The sequence below is a fragment of the Streptomyces sp. NPDC026301 genome (assembly GCF_055567935.1).
This window is the reverse complement of the sequence record NZ_JBVHPN010000004.1, coordinates 158,979-175,670: the sequence shown is the minus strand read 5'-3', so window position 1 is coordinate 175,670 and position 16,692 is coordinate 158,979. Positions and strand designations below refer to the sequence as shown.

At 72.9% G+C, this 16,692-nt stretch carries 14 protein-coding genes; 10 read left to right on the top strand and 4 right to left on the bottom strand.

The features are described from left to right. The first annotated feature begins 71 nt into the window (after window positions 1-71). The 8 genes from ACZ4MH_RS08700 (at window position 72) to ACZ4MH_RS08665 (ending at window position 8,042) form a co-directional block, all read left to right on the top strand. The gene (locus tag ACZ4MH_RS08700; RefSeq protein ID WP_351591563.1) at window positions 72-1,364 is read left to right on the top strand and encodes a VWA domain-containing protein; all 1,293 of its coding nucleotides are present in this window, start codon (window positions 72-74) and stop codon (window positions 1,362-1,364) included. Continuing rightward, window positions 1,364-2,242: a hypothetical protein gene (locus ACZ4MH_RS08695; RefSeq protein ID WP_351591560.1), complete on the top strand. Its 879-nt coding sequence runs from the start codon at window positions 1,364-1,366 to the stop codon at window positions 2,240-2,242. The genes ACZ4MH_RS08700 and ACZ4MH_RS08695 overlap by 1 nt, the downstream gene beginning before the upstream one ends. Window positions 2,243-2,386: 144 nt before the next feature. Beyond that, window positions 2,387-3,055 (top strand): RNA polymerase sigma factor, encoded by a 669-nt coding sequence (locus tag ACZ4MH_RS08690; RefSeq protein ID WP_351591557.1) that lies wholly within the window; start codon window positions 2,387-2,389, stop codon window positions 3,053-3,055. After that, window positions 3,052-4,164, top strand: coding sequence for a CU044_5270 family protein (locus ACZ4MH_RS08685; protein ID WP_351591554.1), 1,113 nt, complete (start codon window positions 3,052-3,054; stop codon window positions 4,162-4,164). The genes ACZ4MH_RS08690 and ACZ4MH_RS08685 overlap by 4 nt, the downstream gene beginning before the upstream one ends. Window positions 4,165-4,173: 9 nt before the next feature. Beyond that, a complete protein-coding gene (locus ACZ4MH_RS08680; RefSeq protein WP_351591551.1) occupies window positions 4,174-4,725 on the top strand; it encodes a GNAT family N-acetyltransferase in 552 nt (183 codons plus the stop codon). Between the two features lie 118 nt (window positions 4,726-4,843). Beyond that, window positions 4,844-5,491 carry a TetR/AcrR family transcriptional regulator gene (locus tag ACZ4MH_RS08675; protein WP_351591548.1) on the top strand — a complete coding sequence of 216 codons (648 nt, stop codon included), beginning with the start codon at window positions 4,844-4,846 and terminating at the stop codon, window positions 5,489-5,491. A 38-nt stretch (window positions 5,492-5,529) separates the two neighbouring features. Then, window positions 5,530-7,197: an FAD-binding dehydrogenase gene (locus ACZ4MH_RS08670; protein WP_351591545.1), complete on the top strand. Its 1,668-nt coding sequence runs from the start codon at window positions 5,530-5,532 to the stop codon at window positions 7,195-7,197. Next, window positions 7,194-8,042 carry an SDR family oxidoreductase gene (locus ACZ4MH_RS08665; protein ID WP_351591542.1) on the top strand — a complete coding sequence of 283 codons (849 nt, stop codon included), beginning with the start codon at window positions 7,194-7,196 and terminating at the stop codon, window positions 8,040-8,042. The genes ACZ4MH_RS08670 and ACZ4MH_RS08665 overlap by 4 nt, the downstream gene beginning before the upstream one ends. 112 nt (window positions 8,043-8,154) lie before the next feature. Here the strand turns inward: ACZ4MH_RS08665 and ACZ4MH_RS08660 are convergent, their stop codons facing one another. Next, window positions 8,155-9,495, bottom strand: coding sequence for an MFS transporter (locus ACZ4MH_RS08660; protein ID WP_351591539.1), 1,341 nt, complete (start codon window positions 9,493-9,495; stop codon window positions 8,155-8,157). Between the two features lie 123 nt (window positions 9,496-9,618). On the opposite strand from ACZ4MH_RS08660, the gene ACZ4MH_RS08655 reads away from it, so the two are divergent. Both ACZ4MH_RS08655 and ACZ4MH_RS08650 read left to right on the top strand, forming a co-directional pair. After that, window positions 9,619-10,389, top strand: coding sequence for a FadR/GntR family transcriptional regulator (locus ACZ4MH_RS08655; RefSeq protein WP_351591536.1), 771 nt, complete (start codon window positions 9,619-9,621; stop codon window positions 10,387-10,389). A gap of 119 nt (window positions 10,390-10,508) precedes the next feature. Further along, window positions 10,509-11,885: a pyridoxal phosphate-dependent decarboxylase family protein gene (locus tag ACZ4MH_RS08650; protein WP_351591533.1), complete on the top strand. Its 1,377-nt coding sequence runs from the start codon at window positions 10,509-10,511 to the stop codon at window positions 11,883-11,885. A gap of 27 nt (window positions 11,886-11,912) precedes the next feature. On the opposite strand, the gene ACZ4MH_RS08645 is transcribed toward ACZ4MH_RS08650, so the two are convergent. From ACZ4MH_RS08645 to ACZ4MH_RS08635, 3 genes are all read right to left on the bottom strand, one after another. Further along, window positions 11,913-12,686 (bottom strand): IclR family transcriptional regulator, encoded by a 774-nt coding sequence (locus ACZ4MH_RS08645; RefSeq protein WP_351591625.1) that lies wholly within the window; start codon window positions 12,684-12,686, stop codon window positions 11,913-11,915. Window positions 12,687-12,844: 158 nt separating this feature from the next. Then, on the bottom strand, window positions 12,845-15,058 hold the full coding sequence (locus ACZ4MH_RS08640; RefSeq protein ID WP_351591622.1) for a HelD family protein: 2,214 nt from the start codon (window positions 15,056-15,058) through the stop codon (window positions 12,845-12,847). A 245-nt stretch (window positions 15,059-15,303) separates the two neighbouring features. Further along, window positions 15,304-16,686 carry a purine-cytosine permease family protein gene (locus tag ACZ4MH_RS08635; RefSeq protein ID WP_351591530.1) on the bottom strand — a complete coding sequence of 461 codons (1,383 nt, stop codon included), beginning with the start codon at window positions 16,684-16,686 and terminating at the stop codon, window positions 15,304-15,306. Window positions 16,687-16,692 lie beyond the last annotated feature (6 nt).

Below are 16,692 nucleotides of genomic sequence, written 5' to 3'. Positions count from 1 at the left end.
CCGCACCTTCGTGGCGGGCGCTCCACCGGGCGAGTTGGGCAGTTCGCCCGCAAGATCAATATGATCCGGCGATGATCATAAGACGGCGACTGGCGGCCGCGGTGTGCGGCCTGCTGGTCACTTTGACGGGCGGGCTCGCACCGGCGACCGCCTCGGCCGGGGAACCGGCCACCGGACACACCGCCAAGGACGCCCCCAAGGTCGACCTCGTACTCGACGTCAGCGGCTCGATGCGGGCTCGCGACATCGACGGGCAGTCCCGGATGTCCGCGGCCAAGCAGGCGTTCAACGAGGTACTGGACGCGGTGCCCCAGGAGGTCCAGCTTGGCATCCGTACGCTCGGTGCCGAGTACCGCGGCGACGACCGCAAGGTGGGCTGCAAGGACACCCGCGCGCTGTACCCGGTGAGCCCGGTGGACCGCACCGAGGCCAAGACCGCGGTGGCGACGCTGACGCCGACCGGCTGGACCCCGATCGGCCCGGCCCTGCTCAAGGCAGCGGACGACCTGGAGGGCGGCGACGGGGCCCGCCGCATCGTGCTGATCAGCGACGGCGAGGACACCTGCCAGCCGCTCGATCCGTGCGAGGTGGCGCGCGAGATCGCGGCCAAGGGCATCCACCTCACCGTCGACACGCTCGGCCTGGTGCCGGACGCCAAGACGCGTACCCAGCTGAGCTGCATCGCCGAGGCCACCGGCGGCACGTACACCTCGGTGCAGCACAAGGACGAGCTCTCCGGCCGGGTCAAGCAGTTGGTGCACCGGACGGTCGAGCCGGCCGTCACTCCGGTGCCGGCGAAGGGCGCCGACAGCTGCGAGGGGGCACCGCAGCTGAAGGCCGGGCTCTACACCGACCGGGAGTCCTTCGGCGAGCACCGCTTCTACCGGGTGGACGTGCGGCCCGGTCAGGAGCTGCGCGCCTCGGTGAGCATCGCCGCCGACCGCGCCGTCAACGACGACTACGGGGTGCAGCTGCGCGCCTCGACACTGCGCGGCCGGGAGATCGTGCGCGGTGAGGCCACGGGTGACGGCCGTACGGACGTCCTCTCGACCGGCCTGCGCTACCCGAAGGCCGACGACGGCGAGGCGGCGGAGGACGCGGACGGCGAGCCGGTCCCCGAGACCGTCTGTCTGCGTGTCAGCAACGCCTTCTCCGCGCCCGCTTCGGTGAAGGCCGAGCCGGGGCTGCCCGTCGAGCTGTCCGTGGACGTGGTGGACGGTCCGTCCACGGCGTCCGACGCCGCGTTCCTCGGACTGGGCCACGGCTGGTGGTTCCTCATCGCACTCACCCTCATCGGCCTGGTCGCCGGGGTGCTGTGGGGCTGGATCTCGCGCTGGCGCGTCACCGTCTGGAGGACCAACTGATGTCTGCCGCAGCTTCCGTACGGCGGCGCTGGTCCGCCGCTCTGCTCGCCGGTGCGGCGCTCCTCGGCACGGCCGGGGCGGCCCAGCTCGCCCTTGCCGGGCCCGCGATGGCCGCGCCCGCCTCATCCGCCTCTCCCGTCTCACTCGCCTCACCCGCCGATGACCCGGCCCCGACCCCCTCCGCGTCCGCCTCCGAGACCGCCGACCCCGAGGACGCCCCCGCGCCCACCGAGGCCGGTACCTCCTTCCGTACCGCCACGGTCATCCGGCCGGGCCAGCAGGCCACCGCCCAGGCATCCACCGGTGACTACCTCTACTGGCAGTTCCCGGCCGACGCGGGCCAGGGCGCCACGGTGGACGCGACCGTCGAACTGCCCGACGCCGACGCGCGGCACGGCGACTCGACCTGGCAGCTGGACGTGTACGACGGGCTGCGCCGCCGGCAGGCGTGCCGGTACGGCACGCAGACCAGGACGGCCGCCGCCGACGCCACGACGGTCAAGCTCTCCTGCGCGCTGCGGACGGTCCGCGCCGACACCGAGCCCTGGTCGAACGACCCGCTCCCCGGCGCGTACTACGTCCGCCTCACCACCCTGCACACCGCGTCCGCCGACGCCGGCCTGCCGGTCGAGGCGGCGGTGACCGCCACCACCACGGACGCGGGCAGCGCCCAGGACGTGGACGGCTCGCTCGCCGCACCCCTGGTCCAGGGGTCGGCCGCGCAGCCCGAACCGGACGGCGGCTGGTCCTCGGGCTGGTGGTCGGCCCGCTGGCTGTGGACCGCTGCCGGTGCCGCGCTCGCGGCCCTCGCCGGGATTGCGGGCTACCGCGCCACCGCCGGGCGCGGGCGACCGTCCTACGTGCCGCCGGGCGCCTGACCGTCGTACCGCATCAACGGCCCCAGGGCGCGCATCAGCAGGTCCGCGGTCGGCCCCGCGGTGTGGTGCGCGTCACGGGAACTCCTCGGGCCGGCCGGAGAGGTAGGTGGTGTGAGATGTGATGAACAGGGAGATCCGGAGCGCATGCGCGCACGAATCAGGGCGGGCGACCACGAGGCGTTCGCCGCGCTCTACGAGGAATACGTGCGGGAGGTCTACAACCACGCCTACCGGCTGTCGGGCGACTGGTCGACGGCCGAGGAGGTGTTGTCCGAAACGTTCCTGGCGGCGTGGCGTACTCGTCACGCCGTCGAGCCGGAGGGCGACTCGCTGCGGCCGTGGTTGCTCGGGATCGCCACGAACAAGGCACGCAACGCCAACCGCGGTATCGGGCGGCGCCTGGCCTTCCTGGCCCGCCGCCCCGCACCGGAACTGGTGGCGGACATCGCGGATGCCACGGTCGGACGCGTCGACGACGCACGGCGGCTCGCCGCGGTCCGGCAGGCACTGGGCGGACTCCGCCGCCAGGAACGCGAGGTGCTGGCCCTCTGCGTCTGGTCCGGGCTGGACTATGCCGAGGCCGCCGAGGCCCTGGGCATCCCGGTGGGCACCGTGCGGTCGCGGCTGTCCCGCGCCCGTACCCGGCTGCGCCGGCTCACCGACGAGGAACTCGGCCGGACGCCGGGCGGGTCCGCGCGGGAAGCACGCCCCGGAGAAGCGGTCCGGTCCGGAAGGGAACCCCGTCCCGGCCGCGGAGAGGTAGAGAGCAGGGCCGCGTTCGTGGCCCTGCCCATCCAGGAGGAAGCCCGATGAACGACCGTACCTCCGGCCCCGAGCGGGACGCACGCGAGGAACTGGCCCGGCTGCTGCCGGCCCCGGCCGAACGGGACCTCCCCCCGGGCCGTCACCTCCACCACAAGGACACCCTGATGCGTCTGATCGACCAGGACGGCGACCGCGCCACCGCACGCCCCCGCCCCCGTCTCCTGCGCCCCGCCGTTCTGCTGCCCGCCGCCGGACTGGCTTTGGGCGGGGTGCTGCTGACCACGCTCGCCGTGACCGGCCAGGACAGCGCTCCGGCACCGTCCGCCGCGGGCAAGGGTTCCCATGCCACGGCTCCGCGTGGCGCGGCCGTGCTGCTCGACCGGATCGCCTCGGTCGCCGCGAAGAGCGGCGAACAGAAGGTCACCGGTGACCAGTTCGTGTACGTCAAGTCACTGCAGACCGAGGGGGACTTCGCATTCGGTGACCCGGTGAAGCTGACCGAGCCCCGCGAGCGTGAGGTCTGGATGTCGCAGCAGGCGGGACCGGTGATCGACGTCGGCCTGATCCACCAGGACGGCAGGTACTTCCCGATCGAGGTCGGCGTCCCGGACGGCGAGCCCGCCGTCGGCTACCCGGCGGGCCTCGACCGGCCGACTTACGCGTGGCTGGCCTCGCTGCCCACCGACCCCGACGTCCTGCTCCGGCGGCTCCACACCGAGATCACCCGGGACCAGGACACGCGCGACACCCCGGCCAAGGACCGGGACCAGGACCAGGACACCTTCGACGCCATCGGTGAGCTGCTGCGGGAGACAGTGATGCCGCCGAGGACCGCGGCCGCCCTCTACAAGGCCGCGGCGAAGATCCCCGGCGTGATCAAGGACCCCGACGCGGTGGACGCGGCCGGCCGGCACGGGATCGGCGTGGCGCGCGACAACACCCGCACCGGTGAGCGCACCACCTGGATCTTCGACTCGACCACCCTGGAGTACCTGGGCGAACGGAGCTACCTCATCAGGGACACCTCCATGGGCAAGAAGGGCACACTGATCAACAAGTCGGCGGTCCTGGAGCGCGCGGTCGTCGACGCCCTCCGCGAGAAGCCGTCGAGGGAGAAGCGGTCGAACGGCGTATCGACCGACCGACGCTCTGGGTAGAGTCGGGCAATGCCCGAGCTGAAGCGGCTGCATGCTCGTCATGCCCCGGCGGTCCTGGCCTTCGAGTTGGCCAACCGCGCCTACTTCGCTGCCTCGGTCCCCGACCGCGGCGACGACTTCTTCGACCGGTTCGCCGACCGGTACAACGCCCTGCTGGCCGAGCAGGAGGCCGGCATCTGTGCCTTCTACGTGCTCGTCGCCGAGGACGGTGCGGTACTGGGCAGGTTCAACTTGGTCGACATCGAAGAGCGCACTGCCGACCTCGGTTACCGGGTCGCGCAGCACGTCGCCGGCTGCGGCGTGGCGACCGCGACCGTCCAGGAGCTGTGCCGGCTGGCGGCAGCGCGGCACGGGCTGCACACGCTGCGGGCGGCCGCCGCCCACGAGAATGCCGCTTCCCGGAAGGTGCTGATCAAAGCCGGGTTCGTCCCGGTCGGCCCAGCCGGCCCGGCCGACCTCGGCGGTAAGCAAGGCACCTGGTATCGACGCGACCTGGCGCTCCAGCCGCAGTCCGCGGTCCCACTGGCGGACCGGCAGCGGGAAGGCCACGGCCACCGCTGATCACCGCGGGCCCGGCGCCACGCTGTTTCTCGTCGCCTTGTCCATACCCTTGTCGATACACGAATGCATCCCATACATTCGCGTATCGAACGGCGTACGGCGGAAGGCGGGACCGGTCATGACATCGGCGGAGGCGGCAGCCCGGCCGCGACGTGTCACCCGGCGGCGGGCGCAGACCCGGCAGCGGCTGCTCGACGCCGCGCTGGAGGTCTTCGCCGAAGAGGGCTTCGGCCGGTCCACCGTGGACCAGGTGTGTGAGCGGGCCGGGTACACCCGGGGCGCCTTCTACTCGAACTTCACCTCGCTCGACGAGCTGTTCCTCGCCATGTGGGAGCAGCGGTCGGCGACGATGGTGGCCGATCTGCGGGACGCCCTGGACCGGCTCGGCACCCTGGAGTCGGTGTCGGCGGACGAGGCGCTGCGGGCCGTGCTGGACGCCGTACCGATCGATGACGCGTGGTATCGCGTGACGGCGGAGTTCACCGCGCACGCGCTGCGCAATCCTTCTCTGCGCCGGGTGATGGCCGCGCGCGAGCAGGCCATCCACGACACCCTGCTGCCGATCGTCGAGGCCGCGCTGGCCCGCGGCGGGCGGGTGGTCACCGACCGTACGGGGCTCGGGCACGCGCTGGTCGCCGTGCACGACGGCACCACCGTGCAGTGCTTGATGGAGCCGGACGACGCGGCCGTACGGCGGCGCCGCGAGGAGCTGTACCGGCATGTGGTCAACGCCTACAGCACCCCGGAACACCAGCAGGGGCAGTAACAGCCGGAGCGGGAGCGTCCAGAGCGAAGGGGCTCGGAATGAGTGAGCGCGAACAGGCCGATGTGATCGTCGTGGGGGCCGGACTGGCCGGGCTCGTCGCGACGTACGAGCTGGTCAGGGCCGGGCGCAAGGTGCTCGTCGTGGATCAGGAGAGCGCGGCGAACCTGGGCGGCCAGGCGTTCTGGTCGCTCGGCGGGCTGTTCCTCGTGAACAGCCCCGAGCAGCGCCGGATGGGCATCAAGGACTCCTACGAGCTGGCGCTGAAGGACTGGTTGGGCTCGGCCGGTTTTGACCGGGAGCGGGAGGACCACTGGCCGCGCCAGTGGGCGCAGGCGTACGTCCAGTTCGCCGCCGGGGAGAAGCGCGCCTACCTGCACGAGCTGGGGCTGCGGCTGATGCCGAACGTCGGCTGGGCCGAGCGGGGTTCCGGACTCGCCTCCGGGCACGGCAATTCGGTGCCGCGCTTCCATCTGACGTGGGGCACGGGGCCGGAGGTCGTACGCGTCTTCCGCGACCCGGTGCTGGCGGCCGAGCACCGCGGGCTGGTGACGTTCAAGCACCGGCACCAGGTGGACGAGCTGATCGTGGAGAACGGTGCGGCGGTCGGCGTCCGGGGCACGGTGCTGGAGCCATCGGACGCGGCGCGGGGTGTGAAGTCCTCGCGTACGGCGGCCGGTTCGTTCGAGCTGCGGGCGCAGGCCGTGGTCGTCACCTCGGGCGGCATCGGCGGCAACCCGGACCTGGTGCGCAAGAACTGGCCGGTGGACCGGCTCGGCCCGGCGCCGGAGCGGATGATCAGCGGGGTGCCCGCGCACGTCGACGGGCGGATGCTGGAGATCACCGAGAGCGCGGGCGGCAGCATCGTCAACCGCGACCGCATGTGGCACTACGTCGAGGGCATCCGGAACTGGGACCCGATCTGGCCGGACCACGCCATCCGGATCATCCCCGGCCCGTCCTCGCTCTGGCTGGACGCCACGGGCCGGCGGCTGCCGCCCCCGTACTTCCCCGGCTTCGACACGCTCGGCACGCTCCGGCACATCCGGGCCGGCGGCCACGATCACAGCTGGTTCATCCTCACGCAGTCGATCATCGAGAAGGAGTTCGCGCTCTCGGGGTCCGAGCAGAACCCGGACTTCACCGGCAAGGACCTCAAGATGACGCTCGGCCGGACGAAGAAGGGTCCGACCGGCCCGGTGGCCGCGTTCATGCAGCACGGCGCGGACTTCGTCGTCCGCGACAACCTGCGCGACCTGGTGAGCGGGATGAACGCGCTGGGCAGCGGCCCCGAGCTGGACTACGACCAGGTGCGGCGGGAGGTCGTGGCCCGCGACAGCGAGGTGGGCTCGGCGTACTCCAAGGACATGCAGCTGATGGCGGTGCGCAACGCGCGTGCCTACTTGGCGGACAAGATCGTGCGGGTGGCCAAGCCGCACCGGCTGCTGGACCCGGCGCACGGCCCGCTGATCGCCGTACGGCTGAACCTGCTCACCCGTAAGACGCTCGGCGGCCTGGAAACCACGCTGGACGCGCAGGTCGTACGCCCTGACGGCACGCCCTTCGAGGGGCTGTACGCGGCGGGCGAGGTGGCCGGCTTCGGCGGCGGCGGGGTGCACGGCTACAACGCGCTGGAGGGCACGTTCCTCGGCGGCTGCATCTTCTCCGGCCGCGCGGCGGGCCGGGCGCTGGCGAAGGACCTGGCGTGACGGGCGACGCGGCACGTGACACACGCGGTGCGGTACGTGACACGGCTCGGCGTACGGCGCTGGTCACCGGTGCCTCCTCCGGCATCGGCCGGGCCGTCTGCCGGGCCCTGCTGGACCGCGGTTACCACGTGATCGCCACCAGCCGCGCGCCCGAGAAGATCTCCGAGGCCGAGCGGCTGCCCGGCGCGGCCTATCTCGCGCTCGACCTCACCGACCCGGCGAGCATCGAGGCGTGCGCGGCGGCGGCGGGACCGGTCGACGTACTGGTCAACAACGCGGGCGAGAGCCAGCTCGCCGCCCTCGAAGAGCTGCCGATGGACGCGCTGGAGCGGCTCTTTCAGCTCAATGTCTTCGGTGCGGTGCGGCTGACCCAACTGCTGCTGCCGGGGATGCGGGAGCGGCGCAGCGGCCGGGTCGTCATGGTCGGCTCCATGCTGGCCAGCTTCCCGCTGGCCTTCCGCTCCTCGTACGTGGCCTCGAAGGCGGCCGTCAAGGCGTTCGCGACCGCCGCCCGCCGCGAACTCTCCCCGTACGGCGTCTGGTTGACCACCGTCGAGCCGGGCTCCATCAACACCGGCATCAGCGAGCGCCGCACCCGCTACCTCGCCGACGGCTCCCCGTACACCGACGCCTTCCGTACGGTCTCGACCCATCTCGACCGCAACGAGGCGACGGGCATCAGCGCCGCGACCGTGGCGGCGACGGTCCTCAAGGCCGTCGAGGCGCCCAGCCCCAAGCCCCTGTACGCGGTGGGCAGCCGCGCCCCGCTCGTCTTCACCCTCCGCCGCCTGATCTCCCGCCGCCTCGCCGAGTCCCTGGTGTCCCGGACGCACGGCCTGAAGTAGGGCAGACCGACGAGTGGGGTGACGACTCAGGGCCCTGGTGGGCGGAGCTCGGGACGCTGGCGGCTGCCGCACTGATCATCTTGGGGGTGCTTGCGGCAGCGGGGGGTGTTTCTCACGTACTGCGCGGAGCGCGGTGCAGGAGGAGACACGTCGCGCTGAGCGCGGCCATCGCGGCGAAGGCGAGGGCGACCGGGGTCCAGGAGTTGCCTGTTGACGCGAAGAGCCACGTCGCCGCGGACGGGGCCGCGCTGCCGAGCAGGCCCGCGAGCTGGAAGCTCATCGAGAGGCCGGTGTAGCGGACGCGGGGCGCGAACCAGCCCGACAGCAGCGTGCCGATCGACGCGTACGCGATCGTGCTGGCGAGCATCGGCAGGCACATCGCCGCCCACAGGCCGCCCAGCGTACGGGTGTCGGCGAGCCAGAACATTGGGAAGGCGACGACGAGGTGCAGCAGGATGCCCGCCAGGGTCAGCCTGCGCATTCCGAAGCGGTCGGCGGCGAGCGCGGCCAGCGGCGTGCAGACGATGACGACGACGGAGGCCGCCGTGCCGGCGCCCGCGGCCTCGGACTCGGAGAAGCCGAGCTGCCCGACCGCGTACGTCGACATGAACGTGACGATCACGTAGTAGCCGCCGACCGTGATCAGGAAGGCGCCGGTGGCCAGCAGCCAGGTGCGCCAGGCGTCGCGCACCACGCCGACGACCGGCGCCGCCTGCTTCGCCTCGCTCTCCCCCGCCGCGCGCGCCGCTTCGAATTCGGGTGACTCCTCGATCGAGGAGCGGATGACGAGGCCGAGCAGGACGAGGACGGCGGAGAGCAGGAAGGGGACGCGCCAGGCCCAGTCCACCAGGGCGTCGTGCCCGAGGAGGGCGACCAGCGAGAAGACGCCGGTGGAGAGGAAGTAGCCGACGCCGTCGCCGACTTGGGGGAAGGAGCCGAAGAAGGCGCGGCGGCGGGGCGGGGCGTGTTCGACGGCGAAGAGCACCGCGCCGCCCCATTCGCCGCCGACGGCGAGCGACTGCGTCATCCGTATCAGGACGAGGAGGAGCGGCGCCGCGACGCCGAGCGTGGCGTAGCCGGGCAGCAGGCCGACGGCGACGGTGGCGAGCCCCATGAGCAGCATCGACCAGATCAGTGCCTTCTTGCGGCCGTACCGGTCGCCGATGTGCCCGAAGATGATCGCGCCGAGCGGGCGGCCGAGCGAGCCGACGAAGAGCGTGGTGAACGAGAGCAGGGTGCCGAGCGCCGGGCCGGCCTCGGGGAAGAAGAGATCGGGGAAGACCAGCGCGGACGCGGTCGCGTAGATACCGAAGTCGTACCATTCCACGCTGGTACCGATCAGCGAGGCGCCGGCGACCTTCCAGGGGTTGGCGCGGCGGGGTGGGGCGTCGCCCGGTGGTGGTGCGGAGTCCTCGGCACCTTCGGCGTTCTCGGCGGATGCGGCTGCAGTCATGCTCCCGTGCTCCTTCCGAATGGGTCCGTGCGGACCCGAATAAGATGCACGGGACGGTATGGTCGCTCCGGAAGGCTGTCAATAGGGTCCGAGAAAAGCCCTTTAATCGACCGGGGGTCGCAGGTGAACGGCACGGACGCGGAACGGGACGGGGCGCGGCGGTCCGCCTCGCGGGACCTCGTCGCCGAGGCGCTGCGCAAACGCATCGCGCTCGGCGGCTTCGAGCCCGGCGACCGGCTGCCCAGCGAGCGGGAGCTGGCCGCGGCGTTCGGTGCGGGCCGCAACACGGTGCGCCAGGCCCTGCGGCTGCTCGCCGAGGAGGGCCTGGTCGTCACCACGCTCGGCCGCAGCGGCGGGACCCGGGTGGCCGAGGCCGCCCCCGTGGGCACCGCCGGCACCGGAGCGCAGGGCGCGGTGGCCGCCGAGATCCGGGCCACGCTGCGCGACTACATGGAGTACCGGCAGGCCATCGAGCCGCTCGCGGCCCGGCTCGCCGCCGAGCGCGGCTCCACCGGCGCCCGCCGGGACCTGGTGAAGCTGCTGGACGCGGAGGTCGGCGAGCTGCCCGACATCGGCGCGTACCACCGCGTGGACAGCCGCTTCCACCTCGCCGTCGCGGCCGCCGGCGGCAACGAGGTGCTGCACGAGGCGGTGGCCAGGGCCCGCTCGGAGATGTTCGCGGGCGGCAATGCGCTGTGGCTGCGCTCGGACTGGCATGTGGTGTACGGCGCCGAGGCGGAGCTGGGCTGCGTCTTCCGTGACGAGCACGAGGCGATCGCGCTGGCCGTGCTCGCCGGGGACGGGGCGGCGGCGGAGCGCCGCATGCGGGAGCATCTGCAGGACTCCTACCGGCAGTTCCTGACTCTGCTCGACCACTTCGAGGGCCAGGGCTGAGGGGCCGGGAGCGGCTTGACCTTGCTCGGGCGGCGCCATACCCTCCGAATTGGATCCGATTGGATCCAATCAGAGAATCCTTACGGCGATGCCGACGCCCGCTCAGGAGGTAGGAGCCCATGCACACCCACGACGAGGACCTCACCCGTCAGGTCATGGACCACCTCCGCCACCGCATCGCCCTGCCCGAGCCGCCGCTCGGCCGCCCCGGCGACCACGCCGAACTCGGCGTCGCCCTCAAGGGGGCGATCGGCGCGGGCCCGCGGCCGGCCGCCGAGGTCCTGCGTACGTACGCCGAGGACATCGAGCCGGCCGTCATATCCTGCGACCACCCCGCCTTCCTCGCCTTCATCCCCGGCGCGCCCACCAAGGCGGCGGCCCTCTTCGACATGGTCGTCTCCGGGGCGTCCCTGCACGGCGTGTCCTGGCTGGAGGCCGCCGGCGCCATCGCCGCCGAGAACCAGGTGCTGCGCCTCTTCGCGGATCTCGCCGGGCTTCCCGAGAGCGCCGGCGGCTGCTTCGTCAGCGGCGGCTCGGCCGGCAACCTCTCCGCACTCGTCGTCGCCCGCGACACCGGCCGGCGCCGGCTCGGGCTCACCGGACACGCGCCCGTACGCGTCGCCGTCAGCGACCAGGTGCACTCCTCCGTCGGCAACACCCTGCGCATCCTCGGCATCGACGCCCTCGTCGTACCGACCGAGGACCACCGGCTCACCGGCGAGGCCGTCCGCATCGCCCTGGCGGCCGCCGAGCACGACGGCGGCGCGCCTGTCGTCGCCGTCGTCGCCACCGCGGGCACCACCAACGCCGGGATACTCGACGACCTCGCGGGCGTCGCCGCGCAGGCGCGCGCCCGCGACCTGTGGTTCCACGTGGACGCGGCGTACGGGGGCGGCGGCCTCTTCGTCCCCGAACTGCGCGCCCGGATGGCCGGTATCGAGCACGCCGACTCGCTCGTCGTCGACCCGCACAAGTGGATGTTCGCGCCCTTCGACTGCGGCGCGCTGCTCTACCGGGACCCGCGCCTGGCCAAGGCCGTCCACACCCAGGACGCCGCGTACCTCGACGCGATCCACGGGGACGGCGCGGGCGCCGACGACCTGGAGTGGAACCCGAGCGACTACGCGTACCACCTCACGCGGCGCCCGCGCGGCCTGCCCCTGTGGTTCTCGCTCGCCGTGCACGGCACGGACGCGTACCGGGACGCGGTCGCCCGCGGCGTCCGGCTCGCCCAGTACACCGCCCGGCTCGCCGAGCGCACCGACGGCCTCGAACTCCTCCGCGAGCCCGAGCTGTCCGTCGTCCTGCTCCGCCGCACCGGCTGGCAGCCGCGCGACTACTACGCCTGGTCCAAGCGGCTGCTCGCCGCCGGCACGGCCTTCGTCACGCCGACCGTGTGGGAGGGCGAGACCGTCGTACGCATCGCCTTCCTGCACCCCGGCCTCACGGAGCAGACCGTCGACCACATCCTCGACTCGCTGACCGCCGACGGCTGATGGGGCGCGGCTCGACGGGCACGCGGGTCAGCGGGGGCGCGGCCGGTAGCCGAGGCTGACCGACAGGTCGTTCGCGCCCTTCAGTGCCAGCTCGGCGAGCTCGGACTCCCGGTCGGCCGTCCAGCGGATCATGGGGGCCGAGACGGAGAGGGCGGCGACGACGCGGCCGGCGCTGTCGCGGACCGGGGCCGCGACGCAGGAGACGTCCGGGTTGGACTCTCGGTGCTCGGTGGCGGTGCCGCGCTCCCGGATGGCGGCGAGTTCGGTACGCAGCGCGTCCGGCGCAGTAATGCTGCCGGGGGTCAGGGCGACCAGTTCGCGGCCCTCGATGCGGGCGGCCAGCTCCGCATCGGGGAGCGCGGCGAGCAGCATCTTGCCGACGGCCGTGCAGTGCGCCGGCAGCCGGCGGCCGGCCGCCGAGACCATGCGGACGGCGTGCGTGGAGTCGACCTTGGCGATGTAGATGACGTCGGTGTCCTCCAGGATCGCGACGTGCACCGTCTCGTCGCAGGTGGCGGCCACCTCGCGGGCCACCCGCTGCCCCTCGGCCGCCAGGTCGAGCTGTTCGGCGTACCGGCTGCCGAGCTGGTACGCGCGGACGCCGAGGCGGTAGCGGCCCGGCTGGTCGGGGACGGGGACCAGGTAGGAGCGGGCCGCCAGGGTGGTGAGCAGTTCGTGCACGGTGGTGCGCGGCAGCTGGAGCTTGCGCACCACGTCGGGGGCCGACTGCGGGCCGTCCGCCTCCAGGAACAGTTCGAGTATGTCCAGTGCCCGGGTCACCGCTGGGACCAGTCGCCCCATGCCGTTCACCCACCCTCCGCCGCCGTCGCCAGTGTTCGTCATTCCGGTCGATGGTCGGAATGACGAACACAGGGTAGGGGGATGAGGGTTCGGCTGTCGACGGCCGGGACGTACCGGCCGCCGGCCGTCGACCGCCGGTCTCACCGCCCGTCCCGTGCCTACCGCGCTTCCAGCGCCTCCAAGCCCGCCGGGAGCGCCTCGGTGTGCAGCACGCCCATGCGCTGCGTGGCCCGGGTGAGGGCGACATAGAGGTCGCTCACGCCGAACTCGGCCGGTTCCGTCACGAGTACCGTGTCGAACTCCAGGCCCTTGGCCTGCCGCGGGTCCAGAAGGACGACCGGGCTGGTCAGGTCGGGGGTCGGACCGGCGGACGCGGCGGGGAGCGCGGCCAGCAGGGCTTCGTGGTGGTGCCGCTGGGCGATGACCGCGAGGCGGCCCTCGGCGTCGGCCTCCCGGGCGACCGCTTCGGCGACCGCGCGCGGCAGGTCGTCGGTGCGGTGGGACCAGGGCGGTACGCCGGTGGAGCGGACCGAGCGCGGCGGCTCGAACGCCTCGGCCGTCGGAGTCCCGGCGTACGCGGCCCGGATCACCGCCGCCGCGACCGCCATGATCTCGGCGGGGGTGCGGTAGTTGACGCCGAGGCGTACGTGCTCCCAGCGGTCGCCGACGTACGGCGCGAGGATCGACTCCCACGTCCCGCAGCTGCCGGGTTCGGCGGTCTGCGCCGGGTCGCCGACCAGCGTCATCGAGCGGGTCGGGCAGCGGCGCATCAGCAGCCGCCACATCATCGCGGACAGCTCCTGCGCCTCGTCGACGATGATGTGGCCGAAGGCCCAGGTGCGGTCGGCGGCGGCGCGTTCGGCGGCGGTGCGGTGGTCGGCCTCCTCGTGCCGGTCGGCGAGGCGTTCGGCGTCGACCAGGTCGTGCGCGGCCAGCACCTCCGAGTCCTCGTCGTCCTTGTCCTCGAACTCCTGGGTGCGGGAGCCGTACGAGAGGTCCAGCACGCCCTGCGCGTACGCGATGCGCTCCTGGCGCTCGGCCTCGGCGGCGGCCTGGGCCGCGGAGTCGTCCTCGCCGAGCAGTTCGGCGGCCTCGTCCAGCAGCGGGATGTCGGCGGCGGTCCACTCGCCGCCCTCGCGACGGATCGCGGCGGCGTCGGCCTCGGGGAGATGCGCCGGGTCGGCGAGGAAGTCGGCGACCAGTTCCTGCGGGGTGAGGACGGGCCACAGTTCGCCGATCGCGCGGTGCACTTCGCCGCTGGCCGCGATGGCCTTGCCGAGCTGCGCGATGTCGTCGGGGCCGAGGAAGTTGGGGCCACCGTACGGGTCGGCGCCGAGCCGGTCGGCGAGCTGGGCGGTCAGCGAGTCGATGATGCGGAAGGCGAAGTGCGGGCGGGCGAGGTTGTGCGGCAGCTTCGTCTCGCGCGCCTGGTGCCGGGCCTCCAGGACGATGTCCGCGTCCAGCAGCAGGTCGCCGTCCTCGTGCGGGATGACGGTGACGGGATCGGGCAGGGTCTGCCGGTCCCGTACGTACGCGGCCAGGGCATCGGCCATCGCGGCGTCGCCCTTGACCGCGGCGGCCTCGGGCGTGTCCGTGCCGGTGGCGTGGACGCCCGGGAAGAGCTCGCCGGGCGAGGCGAGCAGCACGCCGGTCTCGCCGAGCGCGGGCAGCACCTCTCCGATGTAGCCGAGGAACGCCGGGTTGGGGCCGACGATCAGTACCGCGCGGCGGGCGAGCAGCTCGCGGTGCGCGTACAGCAGGTACGCGGCGCGGTGCAGGGCGACGACGGTCTTGCCGGTGCCGGGGCCGCCCTCGACGACCATGACGCCGCGGTGCGGGGCGCGGATGATGCGGTCCTGCTCGGCCTGGATGGTCTGCACGATGTCGTGCATCCGGCCGGTGCGCGCCGCGTCCAGCGCGGCGAGCAGCACGGTGTCCGCGTCGGTACCTTCGTGGCCGGTGCGCACCGTGTCGGCGAGGTCCATGATCTCGTCGTGCAGGGCGGTGACCCGCCGGCCCTCGGTGGAGATGTGGCGCCTGCGGCGCAGCCCCATCGGGGTGTGGCCGGTGGCGAGGTAGAAGGGGCGGGCGACATCGGCGCGCCAGTCGATGACCAGGGGCGTGCGCTCGGCGTCGTCGCGCCGGATGCCGATGCGCCCGATGTGGTGGTCGGCGCCGTCGCGGAAGGAGAGCCGGCCGAAGCACAGGCCGTTCTCACCGGAGTCGAAGGCGGCGAGCAGCCCGGCCTGTTCGGCCACGGTCACGTCCCGCTCCAGCCGCGCCTGCAGCGTGCCGGTGTCGGCCGCCGCCAGGGCGCCCTCCACCGCGGCACCCGCCCCGGCGCGCAGCTCGCCGAGGCGCTCGTAGAGCATGTCGATGAATTCCTGCTCGCGGCGCGTTTCCGCGTGGGCTGTCTCCTCGTCGGCGGACCGGCCCGGCCGCACGTCCGACTCTTCGCCCGGCACCTGGATTGACAATTCGGCTCCCGCCTGGTTAAGATGACTCCATAAAGCTTCGCCATGCCCAGGTTTCTATCGAGGCATGGAAACTCCCAATATACGCGGAGACCCACCCCGGCCGCCAATGCGACCGGGGTTTTGTTGTGCCCGGGCTTCCGTTACCGCGGTCGGTCACCGCGGACGCGGCGCAGCCGCAGCGGGGCGTACACGGCGACCGAGACCACGAAGGCCACGAAGTACGCCAGGTCGCCGCCGTGCAGCGCCTCCGCGACCGGGCCGACGTACAGGGACGTGTCCATGAACGGCACGGCGACGGCGAAGGCCGCGACGAAGGCGAGGGCCGCCGGCCACCAGGGCTGCGGCCGGTCGAACTCCGCGTGCACGTCGACCGGAGCGCCGCCGCGCGCCCTCCTTCGGGCGAGCCAGTCGATCGCGACGACGCCGATGAAGCCGGGGATCCAGTAGCCGACGAAGAGCAGCACGTTCTGGAAGCGGGCCGTGGTGTCGGCGGCGTGCATCCACAGCACGAGCAGGAAGCCGAGCACGGCGGCAACGGCCGCGGCGAGCGGGCGCGGGATGCGGACCCCGGCCGTCTGGAGCGCCAGCGAACCGCTGTAGTCGTTCATGGCGTTGCTGCACACCGCCGAGGCGGCGATGGCCAGCAGCCCGAAGGCGCCCAGCGCCCCGCCGCCGAGCAGCTTCTGCACGCCCGCCGCCGTCTGGTCGGTGAACAGGCCCGCCGCCCACAGGCCGAGCGTCTGCACCCAGAGGTACGCGGCGGCCATGCCGAGGAGCGTGTACCAGAACATCCGCTGCCGGGACGCGGAGCGCGGCAGGTACCGGCTGAAGTCCGAGGCGTACGGGGCCCAGGAGATCGCCAGGCTCAGCGCGACCGCGGTGGTCAGCAGGAAGGCGCCGGCCCGGTCGGCGCCGTGCGCGGTGGATGCCGACGGCAGCGGGACGCCGTCGAGCAGCTTGACGCTGAGCGCGAGGAAGGCCGCGCCGAGCACGAAGGTCATCACGGTCTGGAGGCGGTGAATGGCCTCGTATCCGAGGACGCCGACGACGCCCTGGAGAAGCAGCACGGTCAGCGCGCCCAGCCAGAAGGGCCAGCCGGCCAGGCGGGCCAGCGCGTCGCCGCCGAAGAGGCCGATCAGCGCGTCCCAGGCGATGGAGGACAGCCACTGCAGGACGCCGGGCAGCACGACGCCGCGGCCGAAGGCGAGCCGGGCCAGCGGCAGCTGCCCCGTGCCGGTGAGGCTGCCCCACGTACCGAGGTAGGCGGAGGGCGCCGCGCCGAGCAGCGTGCCGAGCGCCATCGCGGCGAACGCGGTCCAGAAGTCGAGCCCGAGGCCGATGCCCACGGTGCCGGTGAACACCCCGGTCATGGTCAGGTTGGGCGCGAACCAGACGGTGAACAGGCGGCCGGGGCGGCCGTAGCGGTTGTTCTCGGGCACCGGGCCGATGCCGTGCCGTTCGACGGACAGGTCGCCGGCGCCGGCGGGCATACGCCCGTCGAACACGGGACGCTCGATGGTCATGGGGAT

Bases quoted from the DNA above. Each gene is read 5' to 3' on its own strand.
- ACZ4MH_RS08700 (WP_351591563.1), top strand. From the start codon at position 72: ATGATCATAAGACGGCGACTGGCGGCCGCGGTGTGCGGCCTGCTGGTC.
- ACZ4MH_RS08695 (WP_351591560.1), top strand. From the start codon at position 1,364: ATGTCTGCCGCAGCTTCCGTACGGCGGCGCTGGTCCGCCGCTCTGCTC.
- ACZ4MH_RS08690 (WP_351591557.1), top strand. From the start codon at position 2,387: ATGCGCGCACGAATCAGGGCGGGCGACCACGAGGCGTTCGCCGCGCTC.
- ACZ4MH_RS08685 (WP_351591554.1), top strand. From the start codon at position 3,052: ATGAACGACCGTACCTCCGGCCCCGAGCGGGACGCACGCGAGGAACTG.
- ACZ4MH_RS08680 (WP_351591551.1), top strand. From the start codon at position 4,174: ATGCCCGAGCTGAAGCGGCTGCATGCTCGTCATGCCCCGGCGGTCCTG.
- ACZ4MH_RS08675 (WP_351591548.1), top strand. From the start codon at position 4,844: ATGACATCGGCGGAGGCGGCAGCCCGGCCGCGACGTGTCACCCGGCGG.
- ACZ4MH_RS08670 (WP_351591545.1), top strand. From the start codon at position 5,530: ATGAGTGAGCGCGAACAGGCCGATGTGATCGTCGTGGGGGCCGGACTG.
- ACZ4MH_RS08660 (WP_351591539.1), bottom strand. From the start codon at position 9,495: ATGACTGCAGCCGCATCCGCCGAGAACGCCGAAGGTGCCGAGGACTCC.
- ACZ4MH_RS08650 (WP_351591533.1), top strand. From the start codon at position 10,509: ATGCACACCCACGACGAGGACCTCACCCGTCAGGTCATGGACCACCTC.
- ACZ4MH_RS08645 (WP_351591625.1), bottom strand. From the start codon at position 12,686: ATGGGGCGACTGGTCCCAGCGGTGACCCGGGCACTGGACATACTCGAA.
- ACZ4MH_RS08640 (WP_351591622.1), bottom strand. From the start codon at position 15,058: ATGCTCTACGAGCGCCTCGGCGAGCTGCGCGCCGGGGCGGGTGCCGCG.
- ACZ4MH_RS08635 (WP_351591530.1), bottom strand. From the start codon at position 16,686: ATGACCATCGAGCGTCCCGTGTTCGACGGGCGTATGCCCGCCGGCGCC.